The sequence below is a fragment of the Moorena bouillonii PNG genome (assembly GCF_001942495.1).
GTDB lineage: Bacteria > Cyanobacteriota > Cyanobacteriia > Cyanobacteriales > Coleofasciculaceae > Moorena > Moorena bouillonii.
This window is the reverse complement of the sequence record NZ_MKZS01000001.1, coordinates 7,705,200-7,722,891: the sequence shown is the minus strand read 5'-3', so window position 1 is coordinate 7,722,891 and position 17,692 is coordinate 7,705,200. Positions and strand designations below refer to the sequence as shown.

Here is a 17,692-nt window from a genome sequence, read left to right as displayed (position 1 = left end):
ATTCTTTTACGCTTTATCATAAAGTTAAGAAGCGTTGTATTTGTAACGAAATGTAAACATGAAGTTAGGGCAAGAGGCTATGACAGGACAGGACTTGCACCAACTCCTGCTCAATAAGTGGGGACGCTCCTATGACATCCAGATTCGGAGGACTCAAGGGAAAATCTTTGTTCAGATTATGTGGAAGTATCTAGAGCAGCAATCCTTCCCCCTTTCTGAAGCTGAGTACCTAGAGCATTTAGATACAGTAGCCAACTATATCCGAGGTTGGGGAGGAGCCAGCCAGGTGCAACAGTTCATTAACAACACCCGTGAGCGTCCACGACTAGGCAAAGTGGTTAGTATTCCGATCGAACTAGGTGAGCGGTCCTCAGAATGGATGGTAGAGGATTTTTAGGGAGTAGGGAGTGGGGAATCGGGAATCGGGAATCGGGAATCGGGAATCGGGTTTTACCTGACGCAATAATAAGGGGAAAACCAGGAAATGAAGGGACTCGACTGAACTGAATCAGCCACTAACTCTACTACTCCGTCGTTATTAATCATCCATCGATTAGCTTCAATAACTCTAGACCGACGTGAGTTACCTGGATTAGCAGCATTAGCAGCATGATCACGATTTTTCCTACGGCGAGCGCTGTGGCGAGGTAATGGACGTAAATCCACCCACAGGGTTTCACCCCGAAGCGGTTTAGTGGGGTCTGTGGGTAAGCCACCGCGCCCAAATTGGGTAAATTGATTACCTTCATCAGTACCGCAACCAGTGGCAACTAGCAGTTTGGGATTAACAAAATTTTCCGGTAGCTCGAATAATCCAGCGCTAGGGTCGAAGTCAGGTGCATTAATTTCGACAGTACCGCTAAAGGAAGCTCCCAGTTGGGAAGAGGCGGTAATATCACTATTTGGGGTAAGTTGTTCTCGAAATTCAGTGCCAAAAATGCCTAAGGCATTGATAATCACTTGTCCCCCAAAGTCATTTACAGCATTGGCAGTGATATCGCTATTGTCTAGGGCAACTAGCAAGTCAGTATCGATAGTAATATTACCGCCAGTGGCAGCACCTTCGGCATTAGTAGTGATGTTACTGCGATCGCGCATCAGGATTAGCTGGGAATCCAGCTCAATATTACCGAGATCCCCAGCACTGACTTCTGCAGAAAGGGTAGCGCTCCCGTCTAATACAATGGATTCAGCGGTAATCTTGAGATCACCGGCCTCAGCTAACTCCCCGGAACCACTAGCACTGACGGAAATTTCGGCACCATCGCGAACTCTCAAGGTGTTAGTGGTAATAGTCACATCACGTGCAGGGGAGTTACCCTCACAGAAGGCAACAATGCGACTACGAAACTGACCATCCTCTGAAATACCAGTGACCTCTATGTCATTAACATTGAGGATGATATTCCCAGCTGCACCATCCCCGAAGCTAGAAGCAGTGATCTGTCCACTATTGAAGATGTGCAACCGTTCAGCATCTATGATTAAATCACCGCCATCCCCAGTAGCTCCTGGATCCACGGAAAGCGAAACTGTACTGAAAATCCTGGGAGTCATATCTACTATGGAATTACTAACCTCCACTTCAGTGGCCCGAATGGTAATATCACCAGCATCCCCAGAACCAACTGTAGTGGCTACAAGCTGTCCCCCTTCAGCCACTCGTAAACGCCCAGTTTCAATTACTAGATCGCCGCCCTTCCCAGCAATTTCCTCCCTAGTAGTACCAAAAACTGCTCCACTAGTGAATAAGCCACTAGCGAATAGGTCACTAGCATCAGTGCCAATCACATCTACCGACTCGGAGGCATATATCGTTATATTTCCAGCATCCCCATCTCCAGAGGCAGTAGAGCTAAATTGTGCTCCATCACTAACAAGTAAACGGTCGGTTTCAATGATTAAATTACCCCCAGTGCCAGAGCCAAATGTGAATGTAAATAAGCCGCTGGGAAATATACTATCAGCTGAGTGACCAATGGCTGAGATGTCCTTAGCTCTAACTATTATACTGCCCCCATCCCCATCACCCCGATTCATTGAGGTGATCTGAGAGCCATTACGCAACTGCAAAACTGGAGTCTCAATAACCACCCTCCCGCTATTCCCAGTTGTTTCAGATGCGACGTCGTTCTTGATCCTCGAAAAATCTTCAACGCCTGTACCTGTCAGAATCACAGATTCTGTCGCAGTAATGGTAATCTCACCAGCATTACCGGAGCTCAAGGTGCTGGTACTTAAAGTACCTCCGTTCATCTGTAATTGTTTGGTATCAATCACGATTGTACCGGAATCTCCACTACCCCGGGCAAAGCTTGAGATTAAGGATCCATTCTTAACTTCCAGCAATGAGCCTAAATTTAAGGTAATCTGGCCACCAGCACCAGCATCAAAGGTATCGGTGGAAATTCTACCACCATTGTTAAGTATCAATTTGTCGGTATTAATCCTTAAGCTGCCACTATTGCCTGTGCCTCTAGATTCCGATAATAAGCTGCTGTTGGCTTCCACATTCGGATTAAAGTTAGCCGGATTGAATCGGTCTTCCGGTAACGAGACTCCCTCAGTACCAAGGTTTTCTAAAGACACTTGCAAGGTGTAAGTTTCCCCCACTTGTGGGCTTGTGCCCTGGATCAATTGATTATTGCTACCATCAGAGTTGAAGGTACCGACTGCGAGTAAGTAAACCCCTGGCTCAGTGATGGTGGTATCAATTAAGGAGTCGAAGGTCAAATCTCCAAAGACTGCTGTACTGCCACCGGCACCATCAGCAGCTAAAGAATCATCATTGACCTCTAATAATTCTCCTGTACCGCGATTAAACAGGAAAATCCTGGTATCTACACTGTCGTCTTCGAGTGTAAAGCCATTGTCGATGTCGAAAATAGCTCGACTGTTGCCATTCGTGATACTGAAGGAGAAGTAATCCACTTGATTTTCGGCTGTACCCAATACCGTGGTGCCATTAATAATCTGTTCTGGAGTCCGTTCAATGGACACATAGGGTATTCCCAATGGTCCGGATTCCGCTACGTTGGGATTAGGGTCATTAATAAACTCCAGAGCATTTAAGTCAAAGGTTTCTAAGTCCAGGAAAGGATTCGGGACAAAATCCCGACTTCCCCCAGATATAGTCACACTTTCGCTAGCATTAATGGTGATATCCCCAGCATTTCCTATGTTGCTGGTAAGGGTGATAATCTGTCCACCACTTTCCAGGACTAAGGTATTGAGATCGAGTGTGATCGCACCGCCATTACTACTACTGTTGGTTACTGTACCGATAAATCCCCGATTACCTAGATTCAGTGACCCAAAGGCATTGTTGATGGTAATGTTGCCTCCTGTGCCACTAGTATCAACAGCGGAATGAGTGAGAATCCCGCTAAATAACCCATCTCCAGTGAAACCAGAGATATCAATGGTGCCATTAGCATTAATTTCAATATCTCCTGATGCCCCATTGCTATTGGTAACGGTTTGAACTCTTGAGCCACCAGTGATAGTCAGGTCCCTAGTGGTTAGCTGTATGTTTCCGCCATTGCCTATCGCTGAGGTTTCTATATCATTAGCAATCAAACTCTTGTCACTAAGATTGGTATTACCATTAGTATTAATAGTGATATTGCCAGCTACTGCATCTGATATCGATGCTCCATCTGTCAATCCAGCTTGTAAAGTGGATTGAGACATGTCGAAGTTAGCACCATTGATGGCAATAGTTCCGCCATTGACAGACGTTACATCTACTAAGCTACCGTTGGTCAACGAAACATTAGCTGGTTGGACACCATCGGGAAAACTAACGGATGTTGCGCCATTGAGCGTAACTGTTCCTGAACTAGATAATCCTCCTAATTCCACTTCCCTGGCACTTCAACGGTGGCACCATTGAGGTTAACTTCACCCCCAAGTAAAGCCATGGTTTGCCCAGTGTCGATGCCTAAAGTAGCTCCTATCACGTTGACTGAGCCAGGATTGCTACCATATTGCAAACCAGTGGGAATATTGATGGTTAACAATGGTGGGGCATTTGGATCACTAGCGCTAAAGTTGAAACCATTGTCAAATACCGCACTATCAGCAGTGCTAGCTACAAAGGAGCCTGCCACATCTAAGCGAGAGTTTGCTCCAAATCCAATACCATTGGGATTAAGCAAGAATAAATTAGCGCTACCGTTTACTCCCAAAGTCCCCAGAATTTGAGAGAGGTTGCTACCAGTGACACGAGTCAAAATATTGGTAATGCCATCGGGATTAGCAAAATACACTCGTTGACCATTACCAACATTAAATTCCAGAAAACTGTGGAATAAGTTACTATCTCGTATTGCTCCCCCTTCAATTAAATCTGCTACTGCACCACGGATAGTCTGATTAGGGGTAACTTGAGAATTTTCATCCCCCAAGGTACTATCTGGGATAATTTGAGCTAGAGTTGGTGAGGCGAGCAATAAACATAGACTACTGACTTCGAGAAATCCCACTAAGCCCAATTGCATTAGTGAAATGGTATCTCTGGTTCCGCTTGGTGTGAGGCGATTTGTGCTGTCGTTGCAGCTTGATATTGCATTAGGTTTTTGGGATTGGGAGATGCGATCGCATTTCATAGAATTGTCTGGCCGATTAGTCTCAGTCTTAGAGTTCCCCCCACTGTTGGTCAGAGGAACACCTGTGATCAACGGGTGCATCTGATTAAAGCTGTTTGACCCGGTGGGTGGAACAGGCATCTTGCCTGTTGCAATTTTCCGGCGGGCTGTCTCAACGCCTCTTACCCCGATTCCCGATTCCCGATTCCCGATTCCCGATTCCCAATTCCCGATTCCCGATTCCCGATTCCCGATTCCCGATTCCCGATTCCCGATTCCCGATTCCCGATTATTCTAATTAAAATCGATTTTCATACTCGAAAATTATCTTAGTATCGTCTGAAAAATTTGTAGCGCCGCGTAGCAAAACTTCTTCATTAACTCGATAGCGCAAGTTGTACTGAATTGGCTGATCAGTAGTTAACACTTTTAACAACGAAAATGATAAATTATTAGTAATATTAATTCCTGCTTCAGCACCTAGCTCTAAGCTATCAGTGCGTCTATTATCATCTGTAACTGTAGTAGGGAAAATGCGAAACTCATCTAATCCTGCGGCATCACCAATCAGGTTGCTGACATTACTCAGTAGTGCTGAGCCAGCCAGGTTTGCCAAACCCAAGGTAGTATTGCCTCGACCCAAGGTATCCACAAAGCCACCCCCTAATAGAGCAACAATTTCCCCTTCACTACGTTTTGGCATACTATTAAGTTCCACTCGGTCAAAGAGCTGACTTGCTAGCCCTTTTACTTTGGCTTGAACCCGAATAGTTTCTGTAGTGCCAAAATTAGTTGGGCTATCGCTAATTTCATTAGCAAAGGTTTCACTGGTAATGGGTTGTTTCCTAGACTCAATTACTGATGCCACCATCTGCACATCTAACTCTGGGTCTCTGCCAAGAGTGGCTACAAATCGAGCGTTGTTGTTGTAATTTTTATCAAGACGAAACTGAGTTGTAAAGAGATTTACCTGACCGCGCAGTAGCTGAATCGTTCCTTCTGGTCTAATATCGCTCATGTCCCCATTAATTAGAAGGGTACCGCTGGCGAGAAAATCTAATACTGGTAGCTGTCGAACTAGGATATTTTTACCTAAGGTCAACTGTAAGTTATTGAACTCGATTAGTTCGTCACCTGCCGATCCGCTACTCCCGATCGGGGCAGTTTGAGATTCAGAAATGGGTACTCGACCATCAAACAATTCGATGTAACCACCAATTCTAGGATTAAACAGAGTCCCAGTAATGATGGTCTGACCTTGAACACCACCACTGTAAATCCCTTTGAGATTGATGGCTAGTTGATTCAGGTCAACGGTGAGGGGATTCTCTAATGGTCTAGGTAGGTCTCGCAATGGCAAATTCCCTACCGCTACTAATTTACCACCACCAAAATTACCTTGTAAGCTGTCTACAATTTCCATCCGGTTGAAGTTAAACCGGATTTTGCCATTAACTTCTGTCAGGGGTTCGGGTAGAGATTGGGCAGCAATGGTAGCGTCTTGTACATTAATGTTACCAATAACGGTAAGTTGCTCCAGTTGCTCTCGCCAATCTTGGTCTTGGTCAAAGGTACCGGAAATATCTAAATCTACTTGTCCTTTACCATCAACCCAAGTGATTTGTTGATTGGTAAGCATGTTCAATCGGGCAAGTCCTTCGTTTTGAACCGTCAGTTGTACACTAACTTGCCGATTTTCTGGCTCTACTTCGGCAAAGGGTAACTTGTAGGGGATTTTGGCATTTACAGTTAGGGGTTCAGACTCTTTGGTCAGAAAACTTTGGGCAAAGACGTTCAACCGCGCATTGTTGTAACTAAAGCTGCCTTTGATGGATTCGAGGGGTGTTCGGTTTAGGCTGGCATCCACTACAGATATTGCTCCCCTAGCTTGGGGATTGCTTAGACTTCCATAAAAGTCCGCTGTGGCATCAACAAATCCTCCGTAACCAACAGAGCTCGGAAATCTGAACACTTCTCGAATCAAGGAAACCGGAACTTTCTTTAGCCTGAGCTGACCGGATGGACCTTGTTCACTGATACTACCGGACAAGGTGGCTAGGCTCTGTCCCGATTGAACCCGCACAGGTAAAAGATTCAGTACCCCTTCTTCAAAATTCCCTTGGGCGATAATTGTCTGAGCTTTATAGGAACCCCACTGCCAGTTTTCCCCCTTGAAATTAAATTCCGCACGGATGCCATCTTTGAGTGAACCTTCCATACTGATACTGCCAGTAAAAGTACCATTCATGTCGGTAAGTTCTGGCAAGAATAAGTTCTCTTGACGCTGCTGCCGTTGTCTGTTTAAGAGGGTGACTATTTCTGACATCCGCCGCAGGGGTTTTTTGAGACCATTTTGTGGATTACCTACTCCAGTAACAGCAAGATCAGCAGCTGTGCCGTAGACGGGCGCTTGCAAGCCTCGACCTAGGTCAGTGATCTCAAATAGTTGTAGGGTAGTTAGAATATCCTGAATTTCTCCAAGCTTAGCCTGGAGTTCCCCTTTAAATTCTGGTCCGTTGGGGGTTGGGGTGAGGTTGGCAGCAAATAAGTATTGACTATCACCTTTTTGAAACAAGCCATCGGTTAGAGTAATCCTCCCTTGCTGGTATTGGAAAAAGCCTCTTAACAGATTACCTCTGAGGTTGTCAAATATGGGATTTGCGATCGCAATTTCACCGGATGACCCAAAGGTCTTGAGGTTGAGAGCAATGTTCCCAGATATGTCTCCCGCCAAGGGTTTGGTTAACCATGGTTCGAGTTTTTGACCGTCTACCATACCACTACTCAAGGCTAGACTCTTAATGGTATTGATGGGGAAATTCTCTACGGTCATTTGTAGCTCATCCCCTGACCGAATCCCAGTAGCGGTTTTGTCCTGATACTGCACCAAAAAGGATACGGGTTGGTAATTGGGGTCTAACACAACCTCCAGTTTCTCTTGATTACCTGCTAGCTGGAGATTTACCCCTGAGTTTGGTGCTATACTTACTCGACCTGTCAGTAGGGATTCAAACTCCAGGGGACCAGCAAAAAAGTACCGCAGTCTTAAGTCACCGTTAATTGTCGGAGCTTGAGGAGTACCAGCAATGCGACCGTTAAAACCGACTAAGCCTCCTAAATTGAAGGCATAAGGCAGGTCAGCAGGTAATCGTTGCAAATTCAAATCCTCTGCTTGTACCTGGAAATCAAAGGTCTTAATTGCTTGTAAGCCCTGACTGCCTGGGTTTAGATTGACAAAACCATTAGCATTGAATCCCTCGGCTATCGCTTCTTTAATCTCTAGCTTTTGACCATTCCAATCAAAGGATGTGGCTAGGGAACGCTCAAGTATAGAAATGCCTTCACTAAAATTCAGCTTACCCTGAGCTTGGATTGCTGATAGAGCTGTATCTGGTGTCAATAGCAACGGAGCAGAAATATTGACACTGCCATTGAGACGTCCTCGTAAATCAGGATTAATCTCCCACAACTTGAGATTAGTAGGCTGGAAAACTCCCTGAAATTTACCATTGCTAAACTCAGCTGTTCCTAGTAATTGACCACCAGCAACCTTGAGTTGTCCAGACCCTTTGCCCTGAATGGCGTCAATGGTTAAATTAGTTAGATTACCAGAGAGATTGACATTCCCGGAAAGAGGGCCATTGAATTGGGGCGGGACCGGAACAAGAGCACCCAAGTCAAGATTAGAGGTTTGTACCTTGGCCTGGAAGTTACCATTGGCAATATCGATTTGAGAAGCCTGAATCCTACCCCCTTCAACATCTAGAGTACCAGACCCACTAGCGGTAATGCTGCTAGGACTTACTGAATCTAGATTTCCTGAGATGGTAAACTCCCCGGAGGCTGGACCGTCGAATTGCGATGGTATTGGTCCGAGACGACCTAACTGGAGATTGGATGCTACTACTTGAGCTTTGAAGTTGCCTTTAGCGATATCGACTGCATCAGCTTTAATGGTTCCTCCTGCTAGGTCTAAGCTACCAGACCCACTAGCAGTAATGGTGCTAGGACTTACCGAATTCAGATTCCCTGAGATGCTAAAGTCCCCGGAAGCTGAACCGTTGAATTGCGGAGGTATTGGTCCAAGACGACCTAACTCGACATTGGATGCTACTACTTGAGCTTTGAAGTTGCCATTAGCGATATCGAAAGCATCAGCTTTAATGGTGCCTCCTGCGACATCTAAACTACCAGACCCACTAGCGTTAATAGTACTAGGACTTACCGAATCCACATTTCCTGAGATGGTAAACTCCCCGGAAGCTGGACCGTCGAATTGGGGAGGTATTGGTCCAAGACGGCCTAACTGGAGATTGGATGCGAGTACTTGAGCTTGGAAGTTGCCTTTAGCGATCGCGATCGCATCAGCTTTAATAGTCCCTGCTGCTAGATCTACACTACCCGATCCACTAGCGGTAATCGTACTAGGACTCAAAGACTTTACATTCCCTGAGATAGTCAACTCCCCTGAGATGGGACCTTTAAATTCAGAGGGTACTGGTGCTAAGGCTTCTAGAGGAATATCAGAGGCTTGGACTAGGGTAGAAAAACCACCATTGATCAGTTTTACCTTGGTCGCACGCAAGGTACCACCATCAACCGTTACGCTGCCGTAACCGCTAGCACGGAGGGTTTCTGGCTCTAAAGAATCAAGGCGACCGGACAGATTAAATTGACCATTGAACGGTCCAGAGAATTGTGGCGGTAGAGATGGTGCAGGTAAGGTTTTGATGATTGGTGCCACAGAAATATTCTTAGCTTCTACTAACCCCTGCCAGCGCCCACCCCCCACTTGAAAATTAGTAGCTCTGAGAACACCATCACCCATGGGCAGATTAGCATAACCAGTGGCACGAAAATTCTGGGGCTTGTCCAGGGGAGAAAAGATCTGGGTTCTGCCATAAATTCGACCCACAGGAATGGGTAGATTAAATCCATACTGTTTTGCGATCGCATTCGCTGGCACATTCACAGCTTTGAGATCAAATACTGCCCCCCCCTGATCCATAAATTTGATATCCCCCTTGCCTGTGACTAAGCCACCCACTGTTGGTTTTGCCTGCAAGTTTCTAATGGCCAGCTCAGTATTAATAACACTAAAGTCAGCAGTAATAGAGCTGAAGCTCACCTTGTCAAGGGTGGCGGGAGTAGTGGTAAACGCCTCTCCAATCACAATCGGGTTGTCAATAGGTCCAGTTACCTGAAACGTAGCCTGTGCTTTACCTAAAGTAGTTACTGGTAGCTCTTTGATCCCAAAGGTCTGTGCATACTGCTGTATCTGAACCGGTTCGGTTGTTGCTCTGAGCTTGTAGCCTGACTCAATATCCAGCATTCCCCCAATTTGGGCAGGTACTTGACCGAATCGGCTAGTTATGTTACCGAGCCAAATCTGACTCCCTCGAAAGTTCAGCTTACCTTTGCTTTCAGTGAACAGTTGGGGCAAGGGTTCTAAGCGGGCGATGGTGTCAGAAAAGCTAATCGTACCCCAATACTGCCAAGGCTGTTCAGCATTATTCCGTTGTATTCTCAGGTTGCCACCCAGTTTACCCCCTTGAAGCTTCAGGGGAATCAGAAGTACTTTACTAACCTCTGCTGCACTAACGTTATCGACATCAAGGTGCAAGTCAGTTTCTTGTTGAGAGAGGCGGTAATCTCCCTTAACCTTTAAATTTCCCCCACTTAACGGCTGACTATTTACATCAAAGCGAATCAGCTGACCTCCGTCGAGAAATTTACTTTTACCCCTAACTTCAGTAAATATCATCGGTGGTTGTTTGATTCCCACTTTAGATCTTGGCACCACTACCACATCCGCATCCCGCCACCGCACCACCTTTGGGTCTACCTTAAACGCCGAATCTTGGGCAGTTTGTGTAAATGCTGTAGACACCCAGGTTAAATCTTTGTCCTGTTCAACATATATATTCGGTTCAACTAGGGTTACATCCAGTTCTAGGGTTCTGGTAAACAGCAGTTTAACCGGGTTATAGGTTACCTTCACTGCCTCCGTGACAAGATGATCGGGATCGGTAGGGGTAGCAGGTATTTCCGAAGAACCAAACCGTACACCATTTAGGGAAAAGCCCTCCACTGGTCCGACATTGACTTTCCGGTTAAGAAAGCTAGATAAATTTTTCTCTACCGTTGGTGCTAATTGCTTCTGGATGAAATACCAAGCAAAAAGGCTTCCGCCCCCTATCCCAGAAGCTAGCATCATGACCATTAGCATGAATACCGGACGTAGCAGCCTCTGCCAAAACCCTCTACTTACCGTAGGTTCTGGAGTATTTTCCGGAGTAGGCTCTGGTAGATTACCAGGATTGGAAGAATTACTCATCTTGATTGGTTTGCACCTTACAACTGGAGTTCCGAGGGAATATGGGGGCATCGTCATCTTAATTTATCAGGGAAATATCGGGAGTAGGGGTATCCGTTGTGGGTACTTAATACCAAGTGCGTTTCAAGAGGATTTCACCATTGCCAATCATGATTGGGAAGAGGGGGAGGAGATTGAAGAAGGTGCTGTGTCCAAATGGTGTGAATGCAACTCGGGATAAGGCAGATAACACTACTACTTTTTTTCTATGACGAAATTCCCTATCTTGATAGTTTCCAGAGCCAAGATTGATCGGTAGGTTTAACCCTATAGTTATAAGTGGTTTCAATGCCCTGACGTAATTCCTCTGACGGTCGATAAAGTAAAACATTTTTGAAACCCTCCGGAATTTCCGGTATGTTGGTAGAGCTATTGGATTTATCCAATAACATCAGCTGTACATCCGGACGAAGTAGATGACACAGAGATAGAACCCTACCGGGAATTTCATTACTGATCAAAAGTGGTTGTGGGATTTGATTAATCCAAGCGGCTACCGAGGGATTATTGCGACTCTTGGCATAGCTCTTGTGCCACCAAACTGGCAGTTGAGAGCTGACTATACAGGAGAGTATGCCGCTAAATGCTAGAGCAATTGCTATAGACTTCCAAGGCTTAGGATTTTGTCGGGTTTTTCCCATGGGCACCATGTCATGGTCACCCCTTACTTGCTGATTTTGCCTATCTTCGGGATTTGCTAAATTTCCATTCATCATGCCCATTGTGGGCAATCCCTTTTTTCCCTTATCTTTGGTAAGTTGTCCTGAGTTTTTAGCTTCGGTTGTCAGGAAATAAGCAATGGCTAATTGAATACCTAGATAACAGGGAATAGCATAGCGAGTAATGCTAGAACGGCGACCACCTAATAGCACATCTGGAGCGATGAGAGCAATTCCTGTCACTCCAATTAAGGTAATAATAAATACCCAAGCATGCTGAGGAGCTTTACGACAAAGATAGTAGAGGGCGTATACTGCTAAACATAAACTGAGATAGTGGAGGGGACTCAAAGGATGGATGCCTTGGTTAACATCAAAGAAAATCCGACTGAGGTTTAAGGTCCAAAATAGGGGTAAAAAGCCTGAACGACTATGATTAACTGAGTCAGTATTAGCGATAAATTTGGAGAAATTAATGATAACAATGATTAGCCAAGGTGAAAATAGCAATACTCCTCCTAAGCAGGCTAGTAAATAGCTAGTTACTCCCTTAGTCCAGCGACCACCTTCGGTAATTAGTACATACAATCCCTGTCCAATTAAAACAAAGGCTGAGAAAGGGTGAGTATAAAGTGCTAAGGCAACAGTAAAGCTATAGATAATCCATCGATAAGGTTTTTTAATTAATTGCTTTATTCTAGAAGAATTCATTGCCCATAATAGCACTGCACTAGAAAGCAAAATAGTAACGGTCCATAAACTATATTCTCGGGCTTCTTGGGCATACAAAACATGAAAGGGAGAAATGGCAATTATGGCAACAGCTACCCAGCCGATTAATTTTGAACCAAATAGTTCTAAGCATAGCCAGTAAGCACAGGGCAATGCTAATAAGCTAATTATTACTGATAGCAGTCTGATCGTTGCTACAGAATTGCCAAAGGTTTGTAACCATAACCTGGCCATTAGGTAGTAAAGGGGCGAATGTTCTGGATTACCTGCTAGGGAATTAATGGTGTCGTTTATATCTTTTTGATAATTAGGAAATTGGTAGTATTTTAACAAATTTTGTACGCTAATAATCTGACCATCGAAAATTTCTTCTACTAGTTCAGTTCGAGTGTGACCAGAAATTCTGAGGGAGGTCATAGTCTCGTCGTACCAGTAAACTTTACGGTCTAGGTTGTAAAATCTAAAGACTACTCCCAGTACGATTACGATGATCAGTAAATTTCTAAACCAGATAGAATCAAGAGTAATTTTCTTGATCATGTTAATTACGATAATTAGGGGATAATTGAAACTATAGCAAAGGGAACAGGGAGTAGGGAACAGGGAGTAGGGAACAGGCAACAGGGAACAGGGAGTAGGGAGTAGGGAGTAGGGAGTAAGGATAAATAGGAAAGAAATCCAAATATTTTTTGATGTTATGAGCAATCATCAAGATTGTTTATGATCTATTTATAGCGTTTCTAGGACTCATGAGGTACACATTATTTTTTCCCTCTTCCCTCTTCCCTTTTCCCAGATCCGCTGTAAAGTGTAAAGAGAGTTTTAATAAAATTAGTCTCAAAGAAGACTGTACCTCATAAGTCCGATAAACGCTAATTTAAAATATAAAAAGGATAATTTAAAAGGAATACTTTAAAATTCGCTATAGCGTTTCCTAGTAAGGGTGAGGTACATCTAAAGTTTATTACTTGCTCCCTACTCCCTACTCCCTACTCCCTACTCCCTATTCCCTATTCCCTATTCCCTTTCCTTAATTACCAAGTAACGGCAACGTTTTTTAAAATTGTCATGGGACCATGGTCTTTCAGACGTTTCATTTGCTCTTGGTTTCGGACTAGGAGAGCTCCAGCAAATCCGAGGGAGTTGACACCAATTGACTGGAAATCTGCTTGAGAACGGGGTAAAAGCAACATCCATTGCCGTGTGGCGAGGAGATTGTAGGCACCGGATTGCTTGTTACCATTGGCATTATTCCATGGCAACCCTACTGCACTGAGTAATCTATGGTACAACTCAAGGGCGGGAAGAGCCGCATCCCAGGTCGAGTTTACCCAACTAGGGTCAAGCTTAGCAATAGCATGGATGAAGGGCAGGGTTGGGATGGTGCCAACAGAATCCTGAAAGTTAGCTGATGCGATCGCATTTTCTATCGGGATGTTCACTCCTTCAGGAGCTAGGGGCAGAGGAACTAGTTGCAAGTGCTTGTGTCGTTGACTCGCACCACCAATCGTTCCAGCATTATAGAATGCCAAGCCATCAATTTCGGCAAGACATGCCCACATAGCAGCAAAATCCTGCAAAGTCAGCCAAGTATCTTGCTCCTCGAAAGCACGGGTTATGATCAGCAGGTGATGGTCAACTACGTTGTATTTGTTCAACAGACACAGGTGGGTGTCGGAAAGGTCTGCTACAAATAAATCTTGTTCGTAGGGAAGAAAAGGGTTGAAATCCTTGGATGAAGTAGCTGTTTTTTCCTCTTGCTTCTTTTTGGCTTTGTCTTTCCGTACCAGATTAGACAAAATCCGCACCAGGAAGCGAATACCCTCCTGTTCTACGAATTCGTATTCTGTCGCTATGGAGTGGAGTGCTTTACATTCAATAGCGTGTTCAGTTTGTGCTTTCAGTTTCGGCCACAATGTACCTGGTTCTAGTACTAGTGTTCCTTCGGCAATTGGTTGTTCCTGAGTCATAGCGATCGCATTTCCTTCAGCTTCTATGGCAATTTTAAATCATTTGTCAAAAAGCAAGCCTATGCGCTACGCGCACGCTGCTTGAGGTGCCGTCAGCTGTCAGCTGTCAGCTAAATGCTTAAACTAAACCTCGAATAGGGAGCAGGGACTTCGGAGCAGGGACTTCGGAGCAGGGGGAAGAAAGTTGACTGTACCTATTTAGAATAATAAACGCTATTATCTTATTGATTAACGTAAAAAAAAATAACCCTATAAATTTAAAATAAAGTAACTATTTAAAAATATAAACTACCCTATTTATTTGAAACAAAATGTAAAATTAATTTATAATAAAAAAAACTGACCCCTTTGCTACTACTCCCTACTCCCTACTCCCTACTCCCTACTCCCTACTCCCTACTCCCTAAAACCCAGTAAAAAGTCCCTCAACCAATTGAGCACTGCTATATATAAAAGTAATCCTAAAGAGGTAATCCCATCCCATGATCACAGGAAATTATGAACTGGCTGAACAGCGGGTAATTTGCAACAATGTCAGTTGGCATATCTTTGAACAATTACTCACAGAATTAGGAGAAGACCGCTCCACTCGCTTGGCTTACGATGACGGAAGATTAGAAATTATGACTCCCTTAGGCCCCCATGAAAATAATAACAGCTTTATTGAACGCTTGATTGGTGCGATCGCTGATGAATTAAATCTAACTATCAAAACCTTTGGCTCCTTGACTCTTAAGCGAGAAACACGGTTAAAAGGTGCAGAACCTGACTCCTGTTACTATCTCCAAAATGAGCCATTGGTAAGACATAAGCAAACCATTAATTTAGATCATGACCCACCGCCTGATTTAGTCTTAGAAGTCGATATCACCAGTGGNACTCCCTACTCCCTACTCCCCACTCCCTACTCCCTACTCCCTACTCCCTACTCCCTACTCCCTACTCCCTAAAACCCAGTAAAAAGTCCCTCAACCAATTGAGCACTGCTATATATAAAAGTAATCCTAAAGAGGTAATCCCATCCCATGATCACAGGAAATTATGAACTGGCTGAACAGCGGGTAATTTGCAACAATGTCAGTTGGCATATCTTTGAACAATTACTCACAGAATTAGGAGAAGACCGCTCCACTCGCTTGGCTTACGATGACGGAAGATTAGAAATTATGACTCCCTTAGGCCCCCATGAAAATAATAACAGCTTTATTGAACGCTTGATTGGTGCGATCGCTGATGAATTAAATCTAACTATCAAAACCTTTGGCTCCTTGACTCTTAAGCGAGAAACACGGTTAAAAGGTGCAGAACCTGACTCCTGTTACTATCTCCAAAATGAGCCATTGGTAAGACATAAGCAAACCATTAATTTAGATCATGACCCACCGCCTGATTTAGTCTTAGAAGTCGATATCACCAGTGGTTCTTTAGATAAGCGTCCTATTTATGCAGCGCTTGGTGTCCCTGAATTGTGGCGTTATAATGGACAAAAATTAGAAGTTTTTGTGCTACAACAACCGATTTTAATTTATAATCAAGTAAATCAGAGTCCAACCTTCCCTTGGATGCCTTTGAATGCTATTCCTAGGTTTATTAACCAAAGTTTAGTCGATGGCGAAACAGCAACATTACGGGCGTTTAGGGCTTGGGTTAGAAAACAAAATAATTTGGATTGAAGTTTTATAGTAGTTATCAATTGGGTGAGGTATACAATTTCTGGATTTTAGGGAACAGGGAACAGGGAACAGGGAGCAGGGAGCAGGGAGCAGGGGGAAGAAAATTGTAAGCATTCAGCTATCAGCTATCAGCCGTCAGCTATCAGCTAATGCGCTACTTGAGGTGCTACACCGAACAGCTTTTGAATAAAACAAGTAAGCATTGGTTTAATCTCTGTTACGTCAGCACCTCAAGTAGCGTGAGCCATTCCCTTAGCCTGGCTATTCCCGTAGCCTAGCCTTTGGCCTTTGGCCTTGGCTGACGGCTGACGGCTGACGGCTGAATGCTTACAGAAAATTGAATGTACCTGATCAGGATAATAAACGCTATACTATTAGCAATTAACATTCAAAAAATAAGCATAAAAAAAATACTATAACTTGAAATTACAACAAATAAATTATAATAAATTTATGTTCAATAATTTTTGATAATAAAAACAACTCTGATATCTTTCCTACTATTCCCGATTCCCGATTCCCGATTCCCGATTCCCTGTTCCCTACTCCCTATTCCCTATTCCCTATTCCCTACTCCCTACTCCCTACTCCCTACTCCCTACTCCCTAAAAAAATGACTAAAAACTTGATTCCCCAAAGTGAAGCTCCTGCCTCTCCTAAAGAAACGCTACCTAGCATGTATGACCTGCCAAGTGAGAATCCGGAGGAACCTGGTTTGCCAGACGAATTTCACGATTTACAACCAGAATTATTAAGTCGCACCTTTCGTTGTCAGTATTACCCTTCTGAGGAAGTATTTATTGGTACAGATTTAAATCTTTACTATGATGTGCGCCATCCTCAATGGTATAAACGCCCGGATTGGTTTTTAGTAGTGGGAGTTACCCGTTTATACGAAGGCACTGATATTAGATCTAGCTATGTAATTTGGCAAGAAGGAGTTAATCCCTTTATAATTGTAGAATTGCTATCACCGACAACTGCAAAAGACGACTTGGGGGATAACCTAGATCAAGAATCTCAAGCATCTATAAGAGTTGATGGAAATAGTGATAAGATTAAACTACAAGATAGTAATAAAACTAGTAATAGTAGCAGTGAGCGTACCCATCAAACTATTCCTTCCAAGTGGGAAGTCTATGAGCAACGATTACGGGTACCTTATTATCTCGTGTTTAGTCGCTATACCAACCAAATTCGGTTTTTCAAATTAATCGGAGCTGGTTACCAAGAGCAAGGGATTTTAGCTGACCCACCCCAGATTTGGATTCCAGAACTAGACATAGGTGTGGGATTGTGGTGGGGAGAGTATGCTGGCATAACTCGTAATTGGTTGCGCTGGTGTGATGGTTCGGGAAATTGGCTTCTGACTGATACCGAACAGGAACGGGAAGCAAAAGAACAAGCCCAGCAACAAGTGAAACAGATTATAGTCAATCTGTTGCAATCAGGGATGGATGTTGAACAAGTTGCTAATATCACTGGAGTTGATCGGGAGGAAATTAGATCATGTTCAGATAATCAGTTATAAAAACATAGCTTCCTTCTGCTAGGGAATCGGGAATCGGGAATCGGGAATCGGGAATCGGGAATAAGGATATAATTATAACTATGGCGTTGCTTAATAATGGAAGGATTTGCGCGACGTGAAAGCGTCAAGTTGAACCAAAGCCTGAAATGGCTTTCTGGAGAG

Annotated in this window: 10 protein-coding genes and 1 pseudogene; 6 read left to right on the top strand and 5 right to left on the bottom strand. The window is 44.0% G+C overall.

Going from position 1 to position 17,692, the window contains the following annotated elements:
• The first annotated feature begins 79 nt into the window (after window positions 1-79).
• Window positions 80-397: a DUF3067 family protein gene (locus tag BJP37_RS31470; protein ID WP_075906651.1), complete on the top strand. Its 318-nt coding sequence runs from the start codon at window positions 80-82 to the stop codon at window positions 395-397.
• Window positions 398-450: 53 nt separating this feature from the next.
• Here BJP37_RS31470 and BJP37_RS31465 read toward each other — a convergent pair whose 3' ends face one another.
• Together BJP37_RS31465 and BJP37_RS31460 are read right to left on the bottom strand one after the other, a co-directional pair.
• Complete coding sequence (locus BJP37_RS31465; RefSeq protein WP_075904856.1) at window positions 451-3,864, bottom strand: beta strand repeat-containing protein; 3,414 nt, start codon at window positions 3,862-3,864, stop codon at window positions 451-453.
• Window positions 3,855-4,730 carry a filamentous hemagglutinin N-terminal domain-containing protein gene (locus BJP37_RS31460; RefSeq protein WP_229415507.1) on the bottom strand — a complete coding sequence of 292 codons (876 nt, stop codon included), beginning with the start codon at window positions 4,728-4,730 and terminating at the stop codon, window positions 3,855-3,857. Before BJP37_RS31460 ends, BJP37_RS31465 begins: the two co-directional genes overlap by 10 nt.
• A gap of 1 nt (window position 4,731) precedes the next feature.
• Here BJP37_RS31460 and BJP37_RS40385 point away from each other — a divergent pair, with 1 nt between their 5' ends.
• The gene (locus BJP37_RS40385) at window positions 4,732-4,887 is read left to right on the top strand and encodes a hypothetical protein (RefSeq protein ID WP_158069845.1); all 156 of its coding nucleotides are present in this window, start codon (window positions 4,732-4,734) and stop codon (window positions 4,885-4,887) included.
• Here the strand turns inward: BJP37_RS40385 and BJP37_RS31455 are convergent, their stop codons facing one another.
• The 3 genes from BJP37_RS31455 to BJP37_RS31440 all read right to left on the bottom strand — a co-directional run bounded on the left by BJP37_RS31455 (window position 4,888) and on the right by BJP37_RS31440 (window position 14,326).
• Window positions 4,888-10,926, bottom strand: coding sequence for a translocation/assembly module TamB domain-containing protein (locus BJP37_RS31455; protein WP_158069844.1), 6,039 nt, complete (start codon window positions 10,924-10,926; stop codon window positions 4,888-4,890). It lies immediately after the preceding gene.
• Between the two features lie 260 nt (window positions 10,927-11,186).
• Window positions 11,187-13,061 carry a glycosyltransferase family 39 protein gene (locus tag BJP37_RS31445; protein WP_229415506.1) on the bottom strand — a complete coding sequence of 625 codons (1,875 nt, stop codon included), beginning with the start codon at window positions 13,059-13,061 and terminating at the stop codon, window positions 11,187-11,189.
• Between the two features lie 329 nt (window positions 13,062-13,390).
• Window positions 13,391-14,326 (bottom strand): ATP adenylyltransferase family protein, encoded by a 936-nt coding sequence (locus BJP37_RS31440; RefSeq protein WP_075904847.1) that lies wholly within the window; start codon window positions 14,324-14,326, stop codon window positions 13,391-13,393.
• A 482-nt stretch (window positions 14,327-14,808) separates the two neighbouring features.
• Here BJP37_RS31440 and BJP37_RS31435 point away from each other — a divergent pair.
• From BJP37_RS31435 to BJP37_RS31425, 4 genes and pseudogenes are all read left to right on the top strand, one after another.
• Window positions 14,809-15,201, top strand: a pseudogene (locus BJP37_RS31435) (Uma2 family endonuclease); the annotation flags it as partial.
• 150 nt (window positions 15,202-15,351) lie between these two features.
• Window positions 15,352-15,999, top strand: a complete 648-nt coding sequence (locus BJP37_RS31430) for a Uma2 family endonuclease (protein ID WP_075904845.1) — start codon at window positions 15,352-15,354, stop codon at window positions 15,997-15,999.
• Between the two features lie 467 nt (window positions 16,000-16,466).
• Window positions 16,467-16,616 (top strand): hypothetical protein, encoded by a 150-nt coding sequence (locus BJP37_RS40380; protein ID WP_158069843.1) that lies wholly within the window; start codon window positions 16,467-16,469, stop codon window positions 16,614-16,616.
• The gene (locus BJP37_RS31425; protein ID WP_075904843.1) at window positions 16,613-17,530 is read left to right on the top strand and encodes a Uma2 family endonuclease; all 918 of its coding nucleotides are present in this window, start codon (window positions 16,613-16,615) and stop codon (window positions 17,528-17,530) included. Before BJP37_RS40380 ends, BJP37_RS31425 begins: the two co-directional genes overlap by 4 nt.
• The last annotated feature ends 162 nt before the right edge of the window (window positions 17,531-17,692 follow it).